Consider the following 17,613-nt stretch of genomic DNA (forward strand, 5'->3'; position numbering starts at 1 on the left):
CAGCCTTGTTATGGCTTGGAACGAATTGAAATGGCAACGGAGGCCGCGCGCATGGAAACGCAAGCAGAAAACAGGTGTTTTGGCGGTGTGCAGGGCGTTTATACCCACGCCTCCGAGGTGACGGGCTGTGAGATGACGTTTGGCCTGTTCCTGCCGCAAGAGGCGCGTGACGGGCCTGTGCCTGTGCTGTGGTATCTGAGCGGGCTGACCTGCACCCATGAGAATGCCATGGTCAAGGCCGGCGCACAGGGCTGGGCCGCGGAACAGGGGATTGCGCTTGTCTTTCCAGACACCTCGCCGCGCGGGGCGGGTGTGGCCGATGATGACGCCTATGACCTTGGCCAGGGGGCGGGCTTTTATGTGAACGCCACGCAAGACCCTTGGAAACCGCATTTCCGGATGTGGGACTATGTGGCCGAGGAGCTGCCCGCGCTGGTGGCGGGCGCGTTTGCGATTGATATGGAGCGGCAGGCCATCACCGGGCACTCCATGGGCGGGCATGGCGCGCTCACGGTGGCGATGGCGCGGGCGGGGCAATACAAATCTGTGTCGGCCTTTGCGCCGATCTGTCATCCGACAGCGAGCGACTGGGGCCGCAAGCAGCTCAAAGCCTATCTTGGCAGTGATGAAAGCACATGGGCGCGCCATGACGCGGCGCTGATGATGCGCGCTCATGGCTTTGACGGGCCTGTTCTGGTGGACACGGGCACGAGCGACCAGTTTCTTGATCTGCTCAAGCCCGAGGCGCTGGCCGCCGCCGCGACAGCCCGCCGGCAAGAGGCCACGCTGCGCCTTCAAAAAGGCTATGACCACTCTTATTTCTTTGTCTCAAGCTTCATGGAAGACCACATCGCCTTTCATGCAGAAGCTCTTTACGCATAAGGCGGGCTCATGGCGCATTACGATCTTATCATTATCGGGTCCGGGCCGGCCGGCCGTGCGGCGGCCATTCAGGCCGGCAAGCTCAAGCGCCGCGTTCTGGTTGTGGACCGCAAGGACCGTTTGGGCGGTGTCTCTGTTCACACAGGCACAATCCCCTCCAAGACGCTGCGGGAAACCGTGCTCAACCTTTCGGGCTGGCGCGAGCGCAGCTTTTATGGCCGCTCCTACCGTGTGAAAGACGATATTGACGCGGGCGACCTCAAGGCGCGCTTACACATGACGCTGGACCACGAGGTGGATGTGCTGGAGCACCAGTTCAACCGCAACCATGTGGACACCCTTTTGGGCATGGCCAAATTTGTCGGGCCAAACGAGATAGAGGTGGCCACCGAGGCGGGCGACACCAGCCGGATGACCGCAGATAAGTTTCTGATTTCAACCGGCACGAAAACCTACCGCCCCGAATATGTGCCCTTCAACGGGCGCAGCATTGTGGACAGTGACGAGTTTCTCGAAATGGCCGAAATCCCCCGTTCGCTGGTTGTGGTGGGGGCCGGCGTGATTGGCGTGGAATATGCCACCATGTTTTCGGCGCTGGATGTGACGGTCACCCTGATTGAGCCGCGTGACAGCTTTCTGGACTTTATCGACAGTGCTTTGATTCAGGATTTCACCCACCAAATCAAGGAAAACGGTGTGGACCTGCGCCTTGGTTCGGCGATTTCCAAGATAGAAGACACCGGCCAGCATGTTGAAGTGAGCCTTGAAAACGGCCGCCATGTGCGCGCTGAGATGTTGCTTTTTGCGGCGGGCCGAATGGGCGCGACGGACAAACTTGGCATAGAGGCCGTTGGCCTGAAGACCGATCATCGCGGACGCCTGGAGGTAGACCGCAAGACCTATCAGACCGCGGTGCCGCATATCTATGCGGCGGGCGATGTGATCGGCCACCCCTCACTGGCGTCAACCTCTTTGCAGCAGGGCCGCGTGGCCGCCTGCCATGCTCTTGAAACGCCGACCTTGCCGGAAAGCCCATGGTTCCCTTACGGGATCTATTCGGTGCCCGAGATCAGCACCTGTGGCATGTCAGAAGAGGAAATGCAGGAGCGCGGCATCCCCTATGAAGTGGGCGTTGCGCGCTTTCGCGAGACAAGCCGGGGCCACATCATGGGCCTTGAACACGGCATGTTGAAAATGCTTGTGAGCCTCAAGACACGCCGTGTCTTGGGTGTTCAGATTGTTGGGGAAGGGGCGACCGAGCTCATTCATATTGCGCAGGCTGTGCTCAACTTGAAGGGCACTGTCGATTACTTTGTGAAGAACACCTTCAATTACCCCACCCTTGCGGAAGCCTATAAAATTGCGGGTCTTGATGCGTTTAACCGGATGCCGATCCCTGAGGAATTCAAGGTGAAGAAAGCCCCGTGATCTATGTGGATGCAGATGCCTGCCCGGTGAAAGCCGAAGTGGAGCGTGTGGCGACGCGCCATAAGGTTGTTGCGGTGATGGTGTGCAACGGCGGGCTGCGGCCCTCGGCCAACCCTTATGTTGCGCATGAAATTGTGCCAGACGGGCCCGACGTTGCCGATATGTGGATCGCGAAGCGCGCCGGCGCGGGCGATGTGGTGATCACCTCTGACATTCCGCTGGCGGCCAAATGTGTGGACGCCGGGGCGCAGGTGCTCAAACACACTGGCGAAGCCCTGACGGCGGCCAATGTCAAAGAGGCGCTTGCAATGCGTGATCTGATGTATGATCTGCGCGCGGCGGATCCGTTTCGGCAAGGTGGCGGGAAGGCCTTTGGCAAGGCCGACCGCTCGCGCTTTCTGGAGGCGCTGGAACGGGCTTTGCGAAAGGCGGCCGGGTGAAAATCGACGCGGTCATCTTTGATATCGGGAATGTGCTGATCGAGTGGCAACCTGAACAGCACTACCGCGCGTGGCTGGGCGCAGAGCGCCAGCAAGCCTTTTTTGAAAGCTTTGATTTTCATGGGCTTATCAACGAGATTGACGCCGGCGCACCCTTTCATGCGACGGTGGAAGCGGCGGCGGCGGCGCGGCCAGAATTTGGCGCCGAGATTCTCATGCTGCGCAGGCGTTGGCTGGAGCTGACCGGGGGTGTGATTGCGCGGTCTGTGCGGCTCTTGCGCGGATTGAAAGCCGCAGGTGTGCCGGTTTTTGCGCTGTCAAACTTCGGTTCCGAGAACTTCCAAATGAGTGTGCGGGCCCACCCGTTTCTGAGCGAATTTGACCGTGCCTATATCTCGGGGGATATGGGGATGCGCAAGCCGTTTGAGCCGATTTACGCCGCTGTTGAAGCCGATTGCGGGCTGGCCCCGGAGCGGCTTCTTTTTGGGGATGACCGGGCGGACAACATTGCCACGGCCCGGGCGCGTGGCTGGCAGACCCACCGTGTTGACAGCGCGCAGAGCTGGGCGCAAGCTCTTGTTTCATATGGATTGCTGAGCGAGGAGGCCGCGCGATGAGCGTAGAAATGGTTCCGTTCCAGGAGGGGCAAGAACGGCTCGACTGGCTTGGGCTGACACGGGCGCTTGAGGCCGGGCACAGGCTGCCCAAAGCCGAGATCGGCGATACGTTTCTCTACCGCGGAAAAGACACGCTGCTGAACCGGGCGGCCTGGATTGATGGGATGGGCATTGCGGTGAAGTCGGCGACGGTTTTCCCCGACAATCCAAAGGCCGGACAGCCGGTTGTCGGGGGGGGCGTGAACCTTTACGCCGATGCGGACGGGCGGCTTGAAGCGCTGGTGGATTTTCATCTGGTGACCAAGTGGAAAACGGCCGGAGATTCGCTCTTGGGCGCGCTCAAACTTGCCCGCAAAGACAGCCGTAAGATCCTGATCATCGGAGCCGGAACGGTTGCGCAGGGGTTGCGGGAGGCTTACGGGGCGGGCTTCCCTGAGGCGGAGTTCACGGTTTGGAACCGCACGCGGGCCAATGCGCAAAAGCTGGCGGCGCGGTTTCCGGGGATGCATGTTGCCGAGAGCCTTGAAGCGGCGGTGAAGGAGGCCGATATTATCACCTCGGCCACCATGGTGACCGAGCCAAACCTGCGGGGGGATTGGCTTCAGCCGGGGCAACATATTGATTTAATTGGCGCTTATCGCCCCGACATGCGCGAAGCAGATGACGAGGTGCTGCGCCGTGCGCGCCTCTTTGTGGACAGCTATGACACCACCATCGGCCATATTGGCGAAATCGAAATCCCGCTGCAAACGGGGGTGATCCGCAAAGAGGATCTGATTGCCGATTACTACACAGCCGACAAAATGAAGCGCCTGTCGCCGCAGGACATCACGCTGTTCAAGAATGGTGGTGGCGCGCATCTGGATTTGATGACGAGCCGCTACATTCTGGAGTGTTGGCGCGGGCGCTGAGGCCCCTTGGGCCCTTTCGGTGAGCGGCTATGACACCAGAGCGGTGTGACCAGAGGGTTTACACCAGCGGCGCGGCGGCGGGGCTGCGGTTTTCGCGCACGGGCAGATGCACCAGAGCCGAGAACAGCCCGACGCCAACCCCGAACCACCAGACGGCAGTGTAACTGCCATAGGCATCATACATGCGCCCACCGAGCCAGACCCCGAGAAAGCTGCCCAGCTGGTGGCTGAAAAAGACAATGCCATAGAGGGTGCCCATGTAGCGCAGCCCGTAGATATGGGCGATGAGCCCTGAGGTGAGCGGCACTGTGGCCAGCCAAAGAGCCCCCATGGCGACAGAGAAGAGCAACACGGTTTCAGGGCTCATGGGCGTTATGATAAAGGCTGCGGCCACCAGTGTGCGGGCAAGATAGATGCTCGCGAGCAGGTATTTCTTTGAGTAACGCTTGCCCAGATACCCGGCCGCAAGGGTGCCGCCGATATTGGCCAGACCGATCAAGGAGATGGCCACAGCGCCGAGGGCCGATGTTGTTGTGATGCCGATGCTGTGCAAAAGCGAGCCCGCGGCGATGGGGCTGCACATCTCGGTCACAAAGGCGGGAAAATGCGCCGTGACAAAGGCAAGCTGGTAGCCACAAGAGAAAAAGCCCAGAAAAATCAATGTGAAAGAGGGGTCGCGCGCGGCCCTTTTGAGGATGGTGCCCATGCTTTCTTCAAGCTCTTGCTTGGTTGCGGCCACAGGCGCACGCATGAAGGGCAAAAGCAGGATCAGCGACAGCACGGCGGCGGCAAAGGCCAGAAAGACCGATTGCCAGGACATGAAGCCCAAGAGATACTCCGCCAAGGGCGCCCCAAAGACCTGTCCGCCGCTCGCGGCAGCGGTGACAATGGCCAGGGACATCGAGCGGTTTTCATCGGAGCTGGCGCGGCCCACCACAGCTAGAATAACCCCGAAGCCGGTTCCGGCAACGCCAAAACCTATAAGGATTTCATAGAGTTGGTGCTCTAGCGGGCTGACGGCGAAGGACGAGAGCACAAGCCCGGCGGCATAGATGAGCGCGCCGAGGATCACGGCTTTCCTATCGCCGATTTTCTCCGCGATGGCGCCGAAAATCGGCTGGCCGACCCCCCAGGCGAGATTCTGGATGGCGATGGCGAGGGAAAACTCGGCCCGCAGCCAGTTGAACTCCTGCGCAATGGGGATCTGGAACACCCCGAAACTGGCGCGTATGGCAAAGGAAACAAGGATGATGAGACATCCTGTCAGCAAGACAGGTGTGAACAGAGAGGCTTGTTTGGGCATGATGGACTCCTGAGCGCAGGCCATAGTTGCGAGGCGCTGTGCGAAAGGTCAATTCCTGTTTTGTTAACATTGGTAAAGACGTCGCGTTCGCCGGGTTTGGGGGGGCGTGTGCACAGGGCGCGCACCGCCCAGAGGTTTATTTCTATTAGGGGAATTTGGTTGCCTCGGCGCGCGCAGGTTTGGTGCGCAGGGGATGCGCACGCAGGCTAGATTGGTGCGCAGTGAATGCGCACCCTACGGCCTCGGGGGTGTGGGTCTGGGGGGAGCCTTGGAATTTGGATATTTGTGGCAATAAGAAAGACAGGGTGCAGCGGCTTGCGCGCGGGTTGTAAATGGCGCTATGACGCGCGCTATGACGCGCGATATACTCTCGGAATATGCAGCCCGTGTGGCGGATGGACGGCTTCGGGCCGATCCTGCGCAGGAGGCTGTCTTGCCCGAGCTTGAGCGGATTCGTGCGGCGCTGGCCAAGCCTGTGAAGCGTGGCTGGTTTGCCAAGCCGGCTGCGCCGATCTGCGGGCTTTACATGTGGGGCGGCGTTGGGCGCGGGAAATCCATGTTGATGGATCTTTTCGTGGACATGTTAGAGGTGCCGGTCCGGCGGGTGCATTTTCATGCTTTCATGCAGGAGGTTCACAAGGGGATGCACGCGGCGCGCCAGAACAATGTGGCCGATGCGCTTGCTCCTGTGGCGGTTGAGCTGGCGCGCGACCTGCGCTGCCTTGCCTTTGATGAGATGCAGATCACCGATATTACGGATGCGATGATTGTCGGGCGGTTGTTTGAGGCGCTGTTTGAGGCGGGGGTTGTGATTGTGACCACCTCAAACCGGGTGCCGGACGCGCTTTACAAGAACGGGCTGAACCGCCAGCTCTTTGTGCCTTTCATCACGCTGATCAAGGCCCGTTTGCGGGTGCATGAGCTGGCGAGCCCCGTGGACTACCGCCAGGACAGGTTGGCGGGCGCGCAGACCTATTTCAACCCAGCCGATGCCGCAGCCGGGGCGGCGCTGGCGCGGATTTGGGAAGATCTGGGCGGCGCAGAGGCGGCCCCGCTGGAGCTTGTTGTCAACAAGCGTGCTGTTGTGCTGCCGGCCTTTGTCAACGGGGTGGCGCGGGCGAAGTTTCACCAGCTTTGTGGACAGATGTTGGGCCCGGCGGATTATCTGGCGATTGCCGAGGCTGTGCGGGTGTTGATTTTGGAGGATATTCCGCAGCTCTCGCGCAGCAATTTCAACGAGGCCAAGCGCTTTGTCACCCTGATTGATGCGCTCTATGAGGCGCGGGTGCGGCTGATTGCCAGCGCGGCGGCAGCGCCGGAGATGCTGTATTTGGAGGGGGAGGGCACCTTTGAATTTGAGCGCACCGCCAGCCGCTTGCGCGAGATGCAGGCGCTGGAGTGGGGCGATGGCTGACCCCTGAAAAAAGAAAGGGGGCCGTTGGCTCGGCCCCTCTTTCCCCCCGCCCGAAACAATACTCGTTAACGGCCTGCGACTGTGGTGTCCTGCTCAGCCCTGAGTGACCTCGGGGATGCTGAGCCTTTGCCCGACGCGGACGCGATCGGGGCTGGACAAGATCTGACGGTTGGCGCGGAAGATGGCGCTGTAAAGCGCTGCGTCGCCATAGAATTTGCGTGCGATGGCGCCCAGGCTGTCGCCGGATTGCACCGTGTAGAAGTTGTATTTCTGGGTTTTGCCGGCGCGCTGCACGACCCGCACCTCAACCCCTTCGCCTTGCGGCGCAGGCAGAGCGCTGTCTGCGCCGGGGTTGGATTTGCGCACAAGATCGGCGAGCAGGGTGGCTGTATCGACGCGGCCCGCATTGGTGCGCAGCGCGCCGGGCACCTCGATCTGGCCGGCGCTGGCGGCCTCGTTGAGCAGGGCGTCGATATAGGCGTCGGACTGCCCTTGTTTGAGGGCTTGCACCACCAGTTGCTCCATGGAGCGCGGCGCGGCCTGTTGGGTGGGCGTGCCGGAGAGGCTGGCGATCACCCCGGAGGTGAGGCTGCGCAGCGGGTCTTGGGCTGTGGTGGGCGTGTCGGTGGTCTGGGGCGCGGGTGTGGCCGCCGGTTGCGGCAAGCTGCCTGTGAGGGTCGCGAGAACATTGGCGGTGATGTCATCGACTGCGGGCGTGGCCTGTTTGGGGGGATCGAGTGCGATCAGGCTGGTGTCGGCGCGGGCCACTGTTTGAAGCGGGTCGGTTTGGGGTGCGGGCGCAACAGGCCCGGGGGCTTTGGCGGTGACGCTGTGCGGGATGCCGGCCGGGGTTGGGCTGGCGGGCTGGAGCAGGATCAGCCCCAGCGTGACCGCGAGGAAGGCCGCGCCGATTATCAGCAGGCGGGCCTGATTGGACGTTGGGGGTTTCAAACTGAAGATACTGGTCATGTGGGTTGCCTTACTGTCAGGCCGAGGAGCATCCAGAGTTGCATGCCTCCACGGTAGAATTTGAGTTTGTCGGCCGGGTAGCCGACGCTGCGCAGGCTTTTGATGGCGCGGGGAGATTGATCGCACCAGGGGCCATTGCAAAACAGCAGCAGCTCCTTGGCGGTGGTGAAATCCCAGCTGTCGCCGGTTTGACGCGCGCCAAGCGCCTTGAGGATTTCATCGCGGTAGGGGTTGGTTTCATCGAGTGTGGCGAAGGGGACATTGACCGCGCCGGGGATGGTGCCTTTGGCGAACCATTCGGGCATCCGGCTGTCCAGGAGCAGGCCCCTGCCTGTGGCGAGGCTGTTTTCCATGAAGGAGAGGACTTCGATTTCGCCGAAGGTTTCAATGCCCGGCGCCGCGCTGATCGGGCTGATGCAGAACGGCGGGCAGGCGCGCGAGGTTTTGGTGAACTCGCTGTCGAGCCGGTGGGCCGTGTCTTGGATACGTTCGATAACCAGCGTTTCGCCGGTGGTGAGTGTGATTGTCTTGGAGCTGAGTTCCGGCGTGATCCGCACGTCTTGAGCGAAGACGGCGGCAGGCAAAAACACTGCGCAAGCAACATACAGGCCGAAAAGGCGTTTCATCTACGTCCCCCAGATCCGCACGCGCCGATGTGGCAGAAGGCGCGTTTAGACTGCTGCCCCAAGATATAGGCGAATCGGTGCGAATCGGTCAATATCCAGTGATTCGATTTTCACCGAATCGGGGCCTCCTGTGGGCTAAGCCCTTGGAAGTGAGTCGCATTTTTTTTGCGGCTTTGGGGCCGGTGTTGGGGCCGGTGGTGGCCCTGCTAGCCGTGCGTGCGCAGGATATGGCCCGCGAGGTAGAGCGACCCGCAGATCAAGACGCGCGCCGCGGGCTCTTGCGCGGTGATTTGTGCCAGCGCGGCGGCGGTGGTTTCAGCCGTCTGGGCCTGCATTCCGACCGCTTCGGCCGCTTTGGCGGTTGTGGCGGCGGGAAGGGTGTTGGCTTCGCCGGGAATAGAGACCGCGTGCAGCGCTGTGATGTGAGGCGCGACGGGGGCGAGGTAGCCGCCGATGTCTTTGGTGTTGAGCATACCGCAGATCATATAGGTGGGCCGCTTGGGCAGGCGGGTGAGCGCCTCGGCCAGCGTGGCCCCGCAGGCGGGGTTGTGGCCGCCGTCCAGCCAGAGCTCGGCCTGCGGCGCGGCGTCAAGCAGTGGGCCGTGGGCGAGCTTTTGCATCCGCGCGGGCCATTTGGCCTGTGTCACGGCCGCCTCATAGCTCGTTTCGGGCAGGCCGAGCGCGCGCAGCCCTGCGAGGGCCGCGCCGGCATTTTGGAACTGATGCGCGCCCATAAGGGCGGGCGGGGGCAGATCGAGCAGGCCGGTTTCGTCCTGATAGACGAGCCGTCCGCGCTCCTCGGTGACATGCCAGTGCTGGCCCTGCGCGAGAAGCGGTGCGCCGAGCGCGGCGGCGCGCGCCTCAATTACGGCGCCGCCCTCTTCGGACTGGCCCGACATGACGAGCGGCACACCGCGCTTGATGATCCCGGCCTTTTCGCCTGCGATCTTGGCGACGGTATCGCCCAGAAACTGCTGATGGTCGAGCGAGACGGGGGTTATCACGGTGAGGGCGGGCTTGGCCACGACATTGGTGGCGTCCAGCCGCCCGCCGAGGCCGACCTCAAGCAGGGTGTAATCGGCGGGGGTGCGCGACATGGCCAGAAGGCCCGCGCAGGTGGTGATTTCGAAATAGGTGATGTTTTCGCCGCCGTTGGCCTCGTAGCATTCATCGAGCACCTCTGTGAGATGTGGCTCAGATATCAGCTCGCCGGCCAGCACGATGCGCTCGTGAAAGCGGGCGAGATGCGGCGAGGTATAGGCGTGGGCGGTGAGCCCTGCGCCCTCGATCCCGGCGCGCAGCATGGCGAGGGTGGAGCCTTTGCCATTGGTTCCGGCGATGTGAATGACCGGCGGGAGCTTGTCTTGCGGGTTGCCCAGAGCGTCCAGAAGCCGCCAGACACGGTCCAGCGTGAGGTCAATCACCTTGGGGTGAAGCGCCATCATCCGTTCCAGGATGAGATCTGATCCGCCGCTCATTTTGGGGCGTTTGCCTTTTGCTCGGGGGCTTCACTGGCCTCTTTTCCGGCGGGTTGAGGCGCGGGAAGATCGCCTGCGACGGGCGGCTCAAGCCCCATGAGCATCCGTGTGATCTTGATCAGCTCGCCACGCATTTCGGTGCGCGGTGTGACGCGGTCAAGCATCCCGTGGTCAAGCAGGTATTCGGCGCGCTGGAAGCCCTCGGGGAGCTTCTCGCCGATGGTTTGCTGGATCACCCGTGGGCCGGCAAAACAGATCAGCGCGTTGGGCTCGGCGATCTGGATATCGCCCAGCATCGCATAGGAGGCTGTCACGCCGCCGGTTGTGGGATGCGTGAGCACGACGATATAGGGCAGCCCGGCTTCCTTGAGCATTTGCACGGCCACGGTGGTGCGCGGCATTTGCATAAGGCTGAGGATGCCTTCCTGCATCCGCGCGCCGCCAGCGGCGGAAAACAGCACCAGCGGGCGCTTGAGCTTCACGGCGGTTTCGGCGGCGGCGATGATGGCGTTGCCGACATACATGCCCATGGAGCCGCCCATGAAGGAAAAATCTTGTGCGGCTGCCACGATGGGTGTGCGGCCGATTTCGCCCTGCACAACCAGCATGGCCTCTTTCTCGCCCGTGGCTTTCTGGGCGGCTTTCATACGGTCGGGGTATTTTTTCTGGTCGCGAAATTTCAGGGGATCATCAATCGGCTTTGGCACGGCCACCTCGGTGAAGATGCCGCCGTCAAACAAGGCTGTGAAGCGGTCGCGCGGGGTGATTCCCATGTGGTGGCCACAGGCTGTGCAAACGTTGAGATTGTTGGCCAGCTCCCGGTGAAACAGCATTGTCCCGCAGTCGTCGCATTTGCTCCAGAGGTTTTCCGGCGTGTCGCGGCGCGAGAAGATCGAGTTGATGCGCGGGCGGACGTAGTTGGTGATCCAGTTCATAGAGAGGCCTTTGCCGTTTCACTTGTCTGTCTTGCAGATAATCAGGACCGGCGGGAAATGCAATCAGCGCGTCAGGGCGCGCCGCGCCGCAAGCCACATCAGGCCCAGCACAGCGAGCTCCTGGGCCAGCTGCCCGTTGGCAAGCAGCGGTGTCTCTGCGCCCAGGGCGGGGGCCAGTGTTTCGGGCGCAAAGAGAAACAGCGCAAAGCCCGAAGAGGGCCCGCCGGCCTCGCCATAGAGCAGAAAGGCGAAGGCATTGTTGGCCATGTGAAAGGCCAGGGCCGGGCCAAGTGTTCCGGCGCGGGCGGTCAGATCGGAGGCGCAAAGGCCGAAGGCGAAGGCCCAGATTGCATAGTGCAGGCTGGCGACGGGGCTTGCGGCAAGGGTCCAATGCGCGAGGGCGAAGGCCAGGTTTGTCAGCACCAGCCAGACGACAGGCCGGGCAAAGAGCGCGGCAAGCTGTTGTTGCAGGTAACCGCGGTAAAGCAGTTCCTCGGCGGCGATTTGCACGAAGATTGCCATGAGCGCGGCGGGCAGCAGCCACAGCCAGGCCGCCAGCGGGCGGCTGTGGTCCAGCGCATCGCGGCTCCACCAGGGGGGCAGGATCTCGATCACAAGGAGCAGCGCCGCAAGCGGCCAGAGCACCGCAAGGAACTGGCGCAACGCCTGCCGGGGCGGCCCGGTGAGGCTTGCGGCGCTGCGTTTGTGAACGAGCCGCGCCACCAGCACCACAAAGCCGCCAAGCCCGGCAAAAGACATGAGCTGGGCCATCAGGCCAAGCGGGGTTGCGCCTGTGTAAAAGGCGGTGAGCCAGTCAGGGCGGCGCGCCAGCAGCAGCGCGTCGATGAGATCATAGGTGGCGTAATGGCCCAGCTCGATGGCGGTGAAGCCGAGCACCAGCAGCAGCAAGCTGCTGCGCAGCCTTGCCGGGGCCACAAAGGCATCATGGGCGCGGTAGCGGCGCATGGTTCAGCGGCCCAGAGCGAGGCGCGCTGTCAGCCATGCGCAGAGCAGGGTCATCAGCTCGTAAGGCAGCCAGACTGGCAGCAGCGCCCTGTCTGACAGCTCGAAAGGATAGGTATAGAGCGCAAGCCCGAACAGCCTGTCGCCCGGGGCGAGATAGAGCAGCGCCGTGGCATTGAAGAACAGATGCAGCGCCAGGGCGGGGGCCAGGGTGCCAGCGCGGGCTGTCAGATCACCCGCAGCAAGCCCGAAAAGGGCGGCGCTGAGCATGATGGCCCAGACATTGCCGCCCGTGGCCGCAGGGTCATAATGCAGCAGGCCAAAGGCCAGCGCGGGCATGAGCAGCCAGATCCAGGCCTGAGAGAAGCGCGCGGAAAGCTGGCTTTGGGCATAGCCGCGAAACAACAGCTCCTCGGCACTGACCTGCACCAGCAACAGCGGCACGGAAAGTGGCAGGATGGCCAGCCAGCGCAGGTAGTCGATGTTGTGAAAGGGTTGCAGCATGGCCGGTTCGGGCAACACCCAGAGCAGGATGGCAAAGCCGCTCAGGGCGGTGCCGATGCGCAGGCTCTGGCCCATGAAGTCACGTCCTGCGCCAAACAGCGAGGCGAGCGGCCTGTTGTGCAGCAGTTTGAGCACAAGCGCGAGCGAGATGGTGATCAGCCCGAAAGAGGCCAGAATGGCCAGCATGGCGCGCGCGCTGGAACCTTCATCAATTTCGCGGGCCAGCGCGGGCCAGTCCTGCGGGGCGACGAGCTCGGAGAGCAGGGTGAAATACCCGTGCCCCAGGGCCGTGTAACACGCCGCGATCAGGGCAAGCCCGAGCAGAAACCGCCACAGCTCTGCGCGGGGGAGGGCCGGTTGGGCCAGGATATTCTGGGCGTCATAGCGCATGAGAGAGGCTTAGCGGGAAACGGGCCGTTGGCAAAGGCTGACATAGGCCTCTGAGGCGCATTTGCGCTCTGCTGTGATGTTTTGGAGCGGGTTTGGCCGTTTGAAGGCGAGTCATCAGACACCTCGCGGGTTTTTGTCACCGGGCGCGTTCTTTGAGCAATAGATATCGCCATATCGGCCCGAGTTATCGCAAAGATAAACTGCGCAGGAGGCAGTCAGGACCTCTCCGCGACATTCAAGATCACCAAGCTCCGAGGTGGCAGCATCGCGCGCGCCCTTGCAGGGCTCTTGTTTTTGGAGCTGAAGAAGACACCTTCACAGGTCCTTTTCAAAGGCCCATTTTGAACTGCGCGGTCAGGTCGCTGGCGCGCGCAGCAGTGCAAAACAGCGCGAGACCCGGAACGAGGGGCACAAGGCGCAGAAGGCGCGGGGCATCGCTAGGACGGATTTACTTTGTGTTGGATCAGTTCGATGCGCGCGAAGCCTTCCCCCCCCTAGCGCTCCCGATCGGCGGGGTAAACACCGATGATCTGGATGTAGGAGGTGAAATAGTCGAGTTCCTCAAGGGCCAGTTTGACATTCGGGTCATCCGGATGGCCGTCGATGTCGGCATAAAAGCGCGTGGCGGTGAAGGAGCCGTCGACCATATAGCTTTCCAGCTTGGTCATGTTGACGCCGTTGGTGGCAAAGCCGCCCATCGCCTTGTAGAGCGCAGCAGGGATGTTGCGCACCTCAAAAATGAAGGTTGTCATCATGTTGAGTTTGCCGCGGCGGGTATAATCGGCCTCGCGGCCCATGATCACAAAGCGCGTGGTGTTGTGGCCGTGATCCTCGATATCGCTGGCGAGCACGGTGAGGCCGTGGATTTCGGCGGCCAGCTCGGAGGCGAGCACGCCCTCGTTCTGTGCGCCGGATGCGGCCAGCTCGGCAGCGGCGCCGGCGCTGTCGGCGGCGGAGACAGGCTTGATATTCTGCGCCCGCAGGAAGGCGGCGGACTGTGGCAGCAGCACAGGATGCGCGCGCACAAGGCGCACATCAGACAGCGGCACGCCGGCATTGGCCATCAGCGCGATGCGCACCCGCACGAAGGCTTCATCGACGATGAACAGCCCGCAATCGGGGATGAGGCGGTGGTTGTCCGCAACGCGGCCATAGGTTGTGTTTTCTACGGGCAACATGGCGAAATCGGCATCCCCTCCCTTGACGGCGGCAATCGCCTCTTCAAAAGAGGCGCAGGGCACCGGCGTGGCGTCGGGGCGGGCCGTGAGGCAGGCTTCGTGGCTGTAGGCACCTAATTCGCCCTGAAATGCGATCCGTTTGGACATTTTTACCCCTTTTTCATGCGTCCCCCGTGGTCAGGGGCGTTTAGCCGCAGAAACTACACCTTGCGCAAAGGGAGTGGAAGCGGATAGATAGCCGCCGAAAGCTACCAAACGGAATCTGGCCTATGTTTGATACAATGACGTTCACGAAAGTCCTCGGCGCTGTCTGCGGATCACTTCTTATTTTCATGCTCGGCAAATGGGCGGCTGATGAGCTTTATGCTGTTGGCGGTGGCCATGGCTATGGCGAAGAGCACGCGGCTGGCTACCTCATCGAAGTGGAAGACAGCGGTGAAGAAGAAGTTGTTGAAGAAGGCCCTGCCTTCTCAGAGCTTCTGGCCTCTGCGGATATCGGCTCGGGCGCAAAAGTCTTCAAGAAGTGCTCGGCGTGCCACAGCCTTGAAAAAGGCGAGAACAAGACCGGCCCCTACCTTTACGGCGTTGTGGGCCGTGCGGTGGATGCGGCAGAGGGTTTTGGATATTCAGAAGCGCTGGCCGCAGTTGGCGACGCCTGGACAGTCGATGCGCTCAACGCGTTTCTTGAGAACCCGCGCAAGGCGGCTCCCGGCACAAGCATGAGCTTCTCGGGCCTCAAAAAAGAGACAGATCGCGCTGATCTGATTGCCTATCTGGACAGCCTTGACGACTGAGCCTGACAGGCCCTTGAGATTTGAGACCGCCGGTGCAGAGATGCGCCGGCGGTTTTGCTTTGGGCGGAGCTGATCACGAATTCTCAACTTGAATGTGGGGGGGCATGGAACTTAGGGTAAACCCACCATAAATAAGCGCGAAGAGCTTTGGGAGGTATGAGGATGTTGAGATCACGCGGGCAGGCAGGAGCGGTGGCGAAACGGCGGGCCGATTTCAGGCCACTGGCGCTTGTCAGCCTCGTTTTTCTGGCGGCTTCGACATTGGCTTTGAAGGCTGAAGACGAGATCATCAAGAGCCATGGCTATTCTTACTTTGGCAACCTGAGCTACCCTGAAGATTACCCGCATTTCAGCTATGTGAACCCCGATGCGCCCAAGGGCGGAGAAATTTCCATCGCCGTGGCGGGCACGTTTGACAGCATGAACCCCTACACCCGCAAGGGGCGCGCGGCGGCGCTGTCCACTGTGGGGTATGAATCTTTGCTGGGCTCTGTGCTGGCAGGCTCGGGCGCGTTGCCAGCGGATGTGGACGGGGAGTATTACGGGCTCTTGGCGCATAAGCTGGAATACCCCAAGGACAAGGCTTGGGTGATTTTTCACATGCGGCCTGAGGCAAAGTTTTCTGACGGCAGCCCTGTGACGGCGCATGACATTGCCTTCAGCCACAACCTGCTTCTGGATCAGGGGTTGAAATCTTACGCCGATGCGGTGCGCAAGCGCATTCCGAAGGTGGAGGTGATCGACGATCACACCATCAAGTTCTATTTTGCCGAGGGCATCTCGCGGCGCTCGCTGATTGATCAGGTTGGCTTTGTGCCGGCGTGGTCGAAAAACTGGTATGAGCAGACGGGCGCGCGGCTGGACGAGAGCCGGCTGGAAATATCGCCCGGCTCGGGGCCTTATGTGGTGGAGAGCGTCGATGTGAACCGCCGCGTCACTTACAAGCGCAACCCGGATTACTGGGGCAAGGATTTGCCCATCAACCGCGGGCGGCATAATTTTGACCGCATAAGGCTTGAGTATTTTGCCGATGCGACGGCGGCTTTTGAGGCCTTCAAGGCCGGTGAAGTGACCTACCGCAGCGAGAGCGACCCCAAGCGCTGGGCGACCTCTTATGACTTTCCTGCGCGCGACAGCGGCTTTGTGACGCTGGAAGAGATCCCCGATGGGACCCCGCCTGCGAACACGGGGATCATCTTTAACCTCACCCGCGAGGTGCTGAAAGATGCGCGCGTGCGCGATGCCGTGGCGCTGGGCTTTAACTTTGAGTGGACGAATGCCTCGTTGCTTTACGGGCTGCAAAGCCAGCAGCACTCGTTCAGCACCGGCACGAAATTTGAGGCCAAGGGCGTGGCCGAGGGCGCGGAGCTGGCGTTTTTGCAAGGGTTGAGCGCGCAAGTTGCGCCTGAAATGCTGAGTGGCGCGGCGCGTGTGCCGCACAGCTCAAAGCCCGAACGGCTCAATGACCGGCGCAATCTGCGCGCGGCGATGAAGCTTCTGGACGCAGCGGGCTGGGCTGTGGGCGAGGATGGCAAGCGCCGGAATGCAGCGGGCGATTTGTTGACGCTCAACTTCCTCTTCAACTCTTCAGACACGCCGACCAACAAGGCGCTGGCGGAGAATTTTGTGAGCAATCTTCAGCTGATGGGGATTGATGCGCAGTTCGAGGCGGTGGACCCTTCGCAATACACCTCGCGCGAGCGCGACAAGGATTATGACCTAGTGCTGGATGGCTACCCCGCGCTCTTTGGTGTGGGCACGGGGCTGCAACAGCGCTTTGGCTCGGAGGCGGCGGAATTTTCGCTGTTTAACCCCGCAGCGCTGGCCAGCCCTGTGGTGGACGAGATCATCGAGAAGGCGCTCCTGAGCGAGAGCCAGGCCGAAGAAGACATGATGCTGCGCGCGCTTGACCGGGCTTTGCGCCACGCGTTTTTCCTCATTCCCACAGGTTATGTGGCCGATCACTGGGTGGCCTATTGGGACCAATACGGCCGACCCGAGACCATTCCGCCCTTTGCGCTCGGCGCGCTGGACTTCTGGTGGTATGACGCTGAAAAGGCCGAAAAGCTGAAAGAACAAGGGGCACTGCGGTAACCTTATGGGCGCCTATATCCTGCGGCGATTGCTGCTGATCATTCCGACTCTGTTTGGCATTATGCTGATCAACTTTGCGCTGGCGCAGTTTGTGCCCGGTGGCCCTGTGGAGCAGGCGATTGCCCGTGCGCAGGGCGAGGGCAATGTCTTTGGCAGTTTTGCGGGGCAGGACGCCTCGGAAGCCACGCTTGGCACGGGGGCGAGCGAATATGTGGGCGCGCGCGGGCTGCCGCCCGAGTTTATAGCGGAGCTGGAAAAGGAGTTCGGCTTTGACAAGCCGCCTGTGCAGCGCTTCTTGCAGATGCTGGGCAATTACATGCGCTTTGACTTTGGCGAGAGCTACTTCCGCTCGGCGAGCGTGATCGAGCTGATCAAGGAAAAGCTGCCTGTCTCGATCACGCTGGGGCTTTGGTCGACGCTGATTGCCTATATGATCTCGATCCCGCTGGGCATCCGCAAAGCTGTGAAGGATGGCACGCCCTTTGACACATGGACGAGCGGCGCGATTATTGCGGGCTATGCCATTCCCGGGTTTCTCTTTGGTATTTTGCTGCTCACGCTCTTTGCGGGCGGCTCTTATTGGCAGATCTTTCCGCTGCGCGGGCTGACCAGCGACAATTTTGAGACGCTGAGTGCCTGGGGCAAGGTGAAGGATTATCTCTGGCACATCACCCTGCCGGTGCTGGC

General features: G+C 61.6%; 16 protein-coding genes and 1 pseudogene. 9 read left to right on the forward strand and 8 right to left on the reverse strand.

Going from position 1 to position 17,613, the window contains the following annotated elements; all coding sequences use genetic code 11:
* Nucleotides 1-51: 51 nt before the first annotated feature.
* The 5 genes from fghA to Q0478_RS04010 are packed head-to-tail and all read left to right on the forward strand — an operon-like array spanning nucleotide 52 to nucleotide 4,278.
* The gene (gene fghA / locus Q0478_RS03990; RefSeq protein ID WP_298676441.1) at nucleotides 52-882 is read left to right on the forward strand and encodes an S-formylglutathione hydrolase; all 831 of its coding nucleotides are present in this window, start codon (nucleotides 52-54) and stop codon (nucleotides 880-882) included.
* Between the two features lie 9 nt (nucleotides 883-891).
* Nucleotides 892-2,310 carry a Si-specific NAD(P)(+) transhydrogenase gene (gene sthA, locus Q0478_RS03995; protein WP_298676443.1) on the forward strand — a complete coding sequence of 473 codons (1,419 nt, stop codon included), beginning with the start codon at nucleotides 892-894 and terminating at the stop codon, nucleotides 2,308-2,310.
* A complete protein-coding gene (locus tag Q0478_RS04000) occupies nucleotides 2,307-2,750 on the forward strand; it encodes a YaiI/YqxD family protein (protein ID WP_298676445.1) in 444 nt (147 codons plus the stop codon). The genes sthA and Q0478_RS04000 overlap by 4 nt, the downstream gene beginning before the upstream one ends.
* On the forward strand, nucleotides 2,747-3,367 hold the full coding sequence (locus Q0478_RS04005; protein WP_298676447.1) for an HAD family phosphatase: 621 nt from the start codon (nucleotides 2,747-2,749) through the stop codon (nucleotides 3,365-3,367). The genes Q0478_RS04000 and Q0478_RS04005 overlap by 4 nt, the downstream gene beginning before the upstream one ends.
* On the forward strand, nucleotides 3,364-4,278 hold the full coding sequence (locus Q0478_RS04010; protein ID WP_298676449.1) for an ornithine cyclodeaminase family protein: 915 nt from the start codon (nucleotides 3,364-3,366) through the stop codon (nucleotides 4,276-4,278). The genes Q0478_RS04005 and Q0478_RS04010 overlap by 4 nt, the downstream gene beginning before the upstream one ends.
* Nucleotides 4,279-4,336: 58 nt before the next feature.
* On the opposite strand, the gene Q0478_RS04015 is transcribed toward Q0478_RS04010, so the two are convergent.
* Nucleotides 4,337-5,581 carry an MFS transporter gene (locus Q0478_RS04015; RefSeq protein ID WP_298676451.1) on the reverse strand — a complete coding sequence of 415 codons (1,245 nt, stop codon included), beginning with the start codon at nucleotides 5,579-5,581 and terminating at the stop codon, nucleotides 4,337-4,339.
* A gap of 352 nt (nucleotides 5,582-5,933) precedes the next feature.
* Between Q0478_RS04015 and zapE the strand changes: the two genes are divergently transcribed.
* Nucleotides 5,934-6,995 carry a cell division protein ZapE gene (gene zapE / locus Q0478_RS04020; RefSeq protein WP_298676453.1) on the forward strand — a complete coding sequence of 354 codons (1,062 nt, stop codon included), beginning with the start codon at nucleotides 5,934-5,936 and terminating at the stop codon, nucleotides 6,993-6,995.
* Between the two features lie 93 nt (nucleotides 6,996-7,088).
* Here the strand turns inward: zapE and Q0478_RS04025 are convergent, their stop codons facing one another.
* The 7 genes from Q0478_RS04025 to Q0478_RS04055 all read right to left on the reverse strand — a co-directional run bounded on the left by Q0478_RS04025 (nucleotide 7,089) and on the right by Q0478_RS04055 (nucleotide 14,185).
* A complete protein-coding gene (locus Q0478_RS04025) occupies nucleotides 7,089-7,964 on the reverse strand; it encodes a LysM peptidoglycan-binding domain-containing protein (RefSeq protein WP_298676455.1) in 876 nt (291 codons plus the stop codon).
* Nucleotides 7,961-8,590, reverse strand: a complete 630-nt coding sequence (locus tag Q0478_RS04030; protein ID WP_298676458.1) for a rhodanese-like domain-containing protein — start codon at nucleotides 8,588-8,590, stop codon at nucleotides 7,961-7,963. Before Q0478_RS04030 ends, Q0478_RS04025 begins: the two co-directional genes overlap by 4 nt.
* Before the next feature lie 206 nt (nucleotides 8,591-8,796).
* Nucleotides 8,797-10,068: a folylpolyglutamate synthase/dihydrofolate synthase family protein gene (locus Q0478_RS04035; protein WP_298676460.1), complete on the reverse strand. Its 1,272-nt coding sequence runs from the start codon at nucleotides 10,066-10,068 to the stop codon at nucleotides 8,797-8,799.
* On the reverse strand, nucleotides 10,065-11,003 hold the full coding sequence (accD, locus tag Q0478_RS04040) for an acetyl-CoA carboxylase, carboxyltransferase subunit beta (RefSeq protein ID WP_298676462.1): 939 nt from the start codon (nucleotides 11,001-11,003) through the stop codon (nucleotides 10,065-10,067). Before accD ends, Q0478_RS04035 begins: the two co-directional genes overlap by 4 nt.
* Nucleotides 11,004-11,066: 63 nt before the next feature.
* Nucleotides 11,067-11,969, reverse strand: coding sequence for a CPBP family intramembrane glutamic endopeptidase (locus tag Q0478_RS04045; protein WP_298676464.1), 903 nt, complete (start codon nucleotides 11,967-11,969; stop codon nucleotides 11,067-11,069).
* 3 nt (nucleotides 11,970-11,972) lie between these two features.
* Complete coding sequence (locus tag Q0478_RS04050; protein WP_298676466.1) at nucleotides 11,973-12,860, reverse strand: type II CAAX endopeptidase family protein; 888 nt, start codon at nucleotides 12,858-12,860, stop codon at nucleotides 11,973-11,975.
* Nucleotides 12,861-13,354: 494 nt separating this feature from the next.
* The gene (locus Q0478_RS04055; RefSeq protein ID WP_298676468.1) at nucleotides 13,355-14,185 is read right to left on the reverse strand and encodes a prephenate dehydratase; all 831 of its coding nucleotides are present in this window, start codon (nucleotides 14,183-14,185) and stop codon (nucleotides 13,355-13,357) included.
* A gap of 122 nt (nucleotides 14,186-14,307) precedes the next feature.
* Here Q0478_RS04055 and Q0478_RS04060 point away from each other — a divergent pair, with 122 nt between their 5' ends.
* From Q0478_RS04060 to Q0478_RS04070, 3 genes and pseudogenes are all read left to right on the forward strand, one after another.
* Entirely contained in the window at nucleotides 14,308-14,832 is a 525-nt protein-coding gene (locus Q0478_RS04060; RefSeq protein WP_298676470.1) for a cytochrome c family protein, read from the forward strand.
* Nucleotides 14,833-14,994: 162 nt separating this feature from the next.
* Nucleotides 14,995-16,926, forward strand: coding sequence for an extracellular solute-binding protein (locus Q0478_RS04065; RefSeq protein ID WP_298676472.1), 1,932 nt, complete (start codon nucleotides 14,995-14,997; stop codon nucleotides 16,924-16,926).
* A gap of 4 nt (nucleotides 16,927-16,930) precedes the next feature.
* Nucleotides 16,931-17,613 (forward strand): annotated as a pseudogene (locus tag Q0478_RS04070) (microcin ABC transporter permease); the annotation flags it as partial.

Origin of the sequence: uncultured Lentibacter sp., from assembly GCF_937123735.1 — a bacterium.
Lineage (GTDB): Bacteria > Pseudomonadota > Alphaproteobacteria > Rhodobacterales > Rhodobacteraceae > Lentibacter.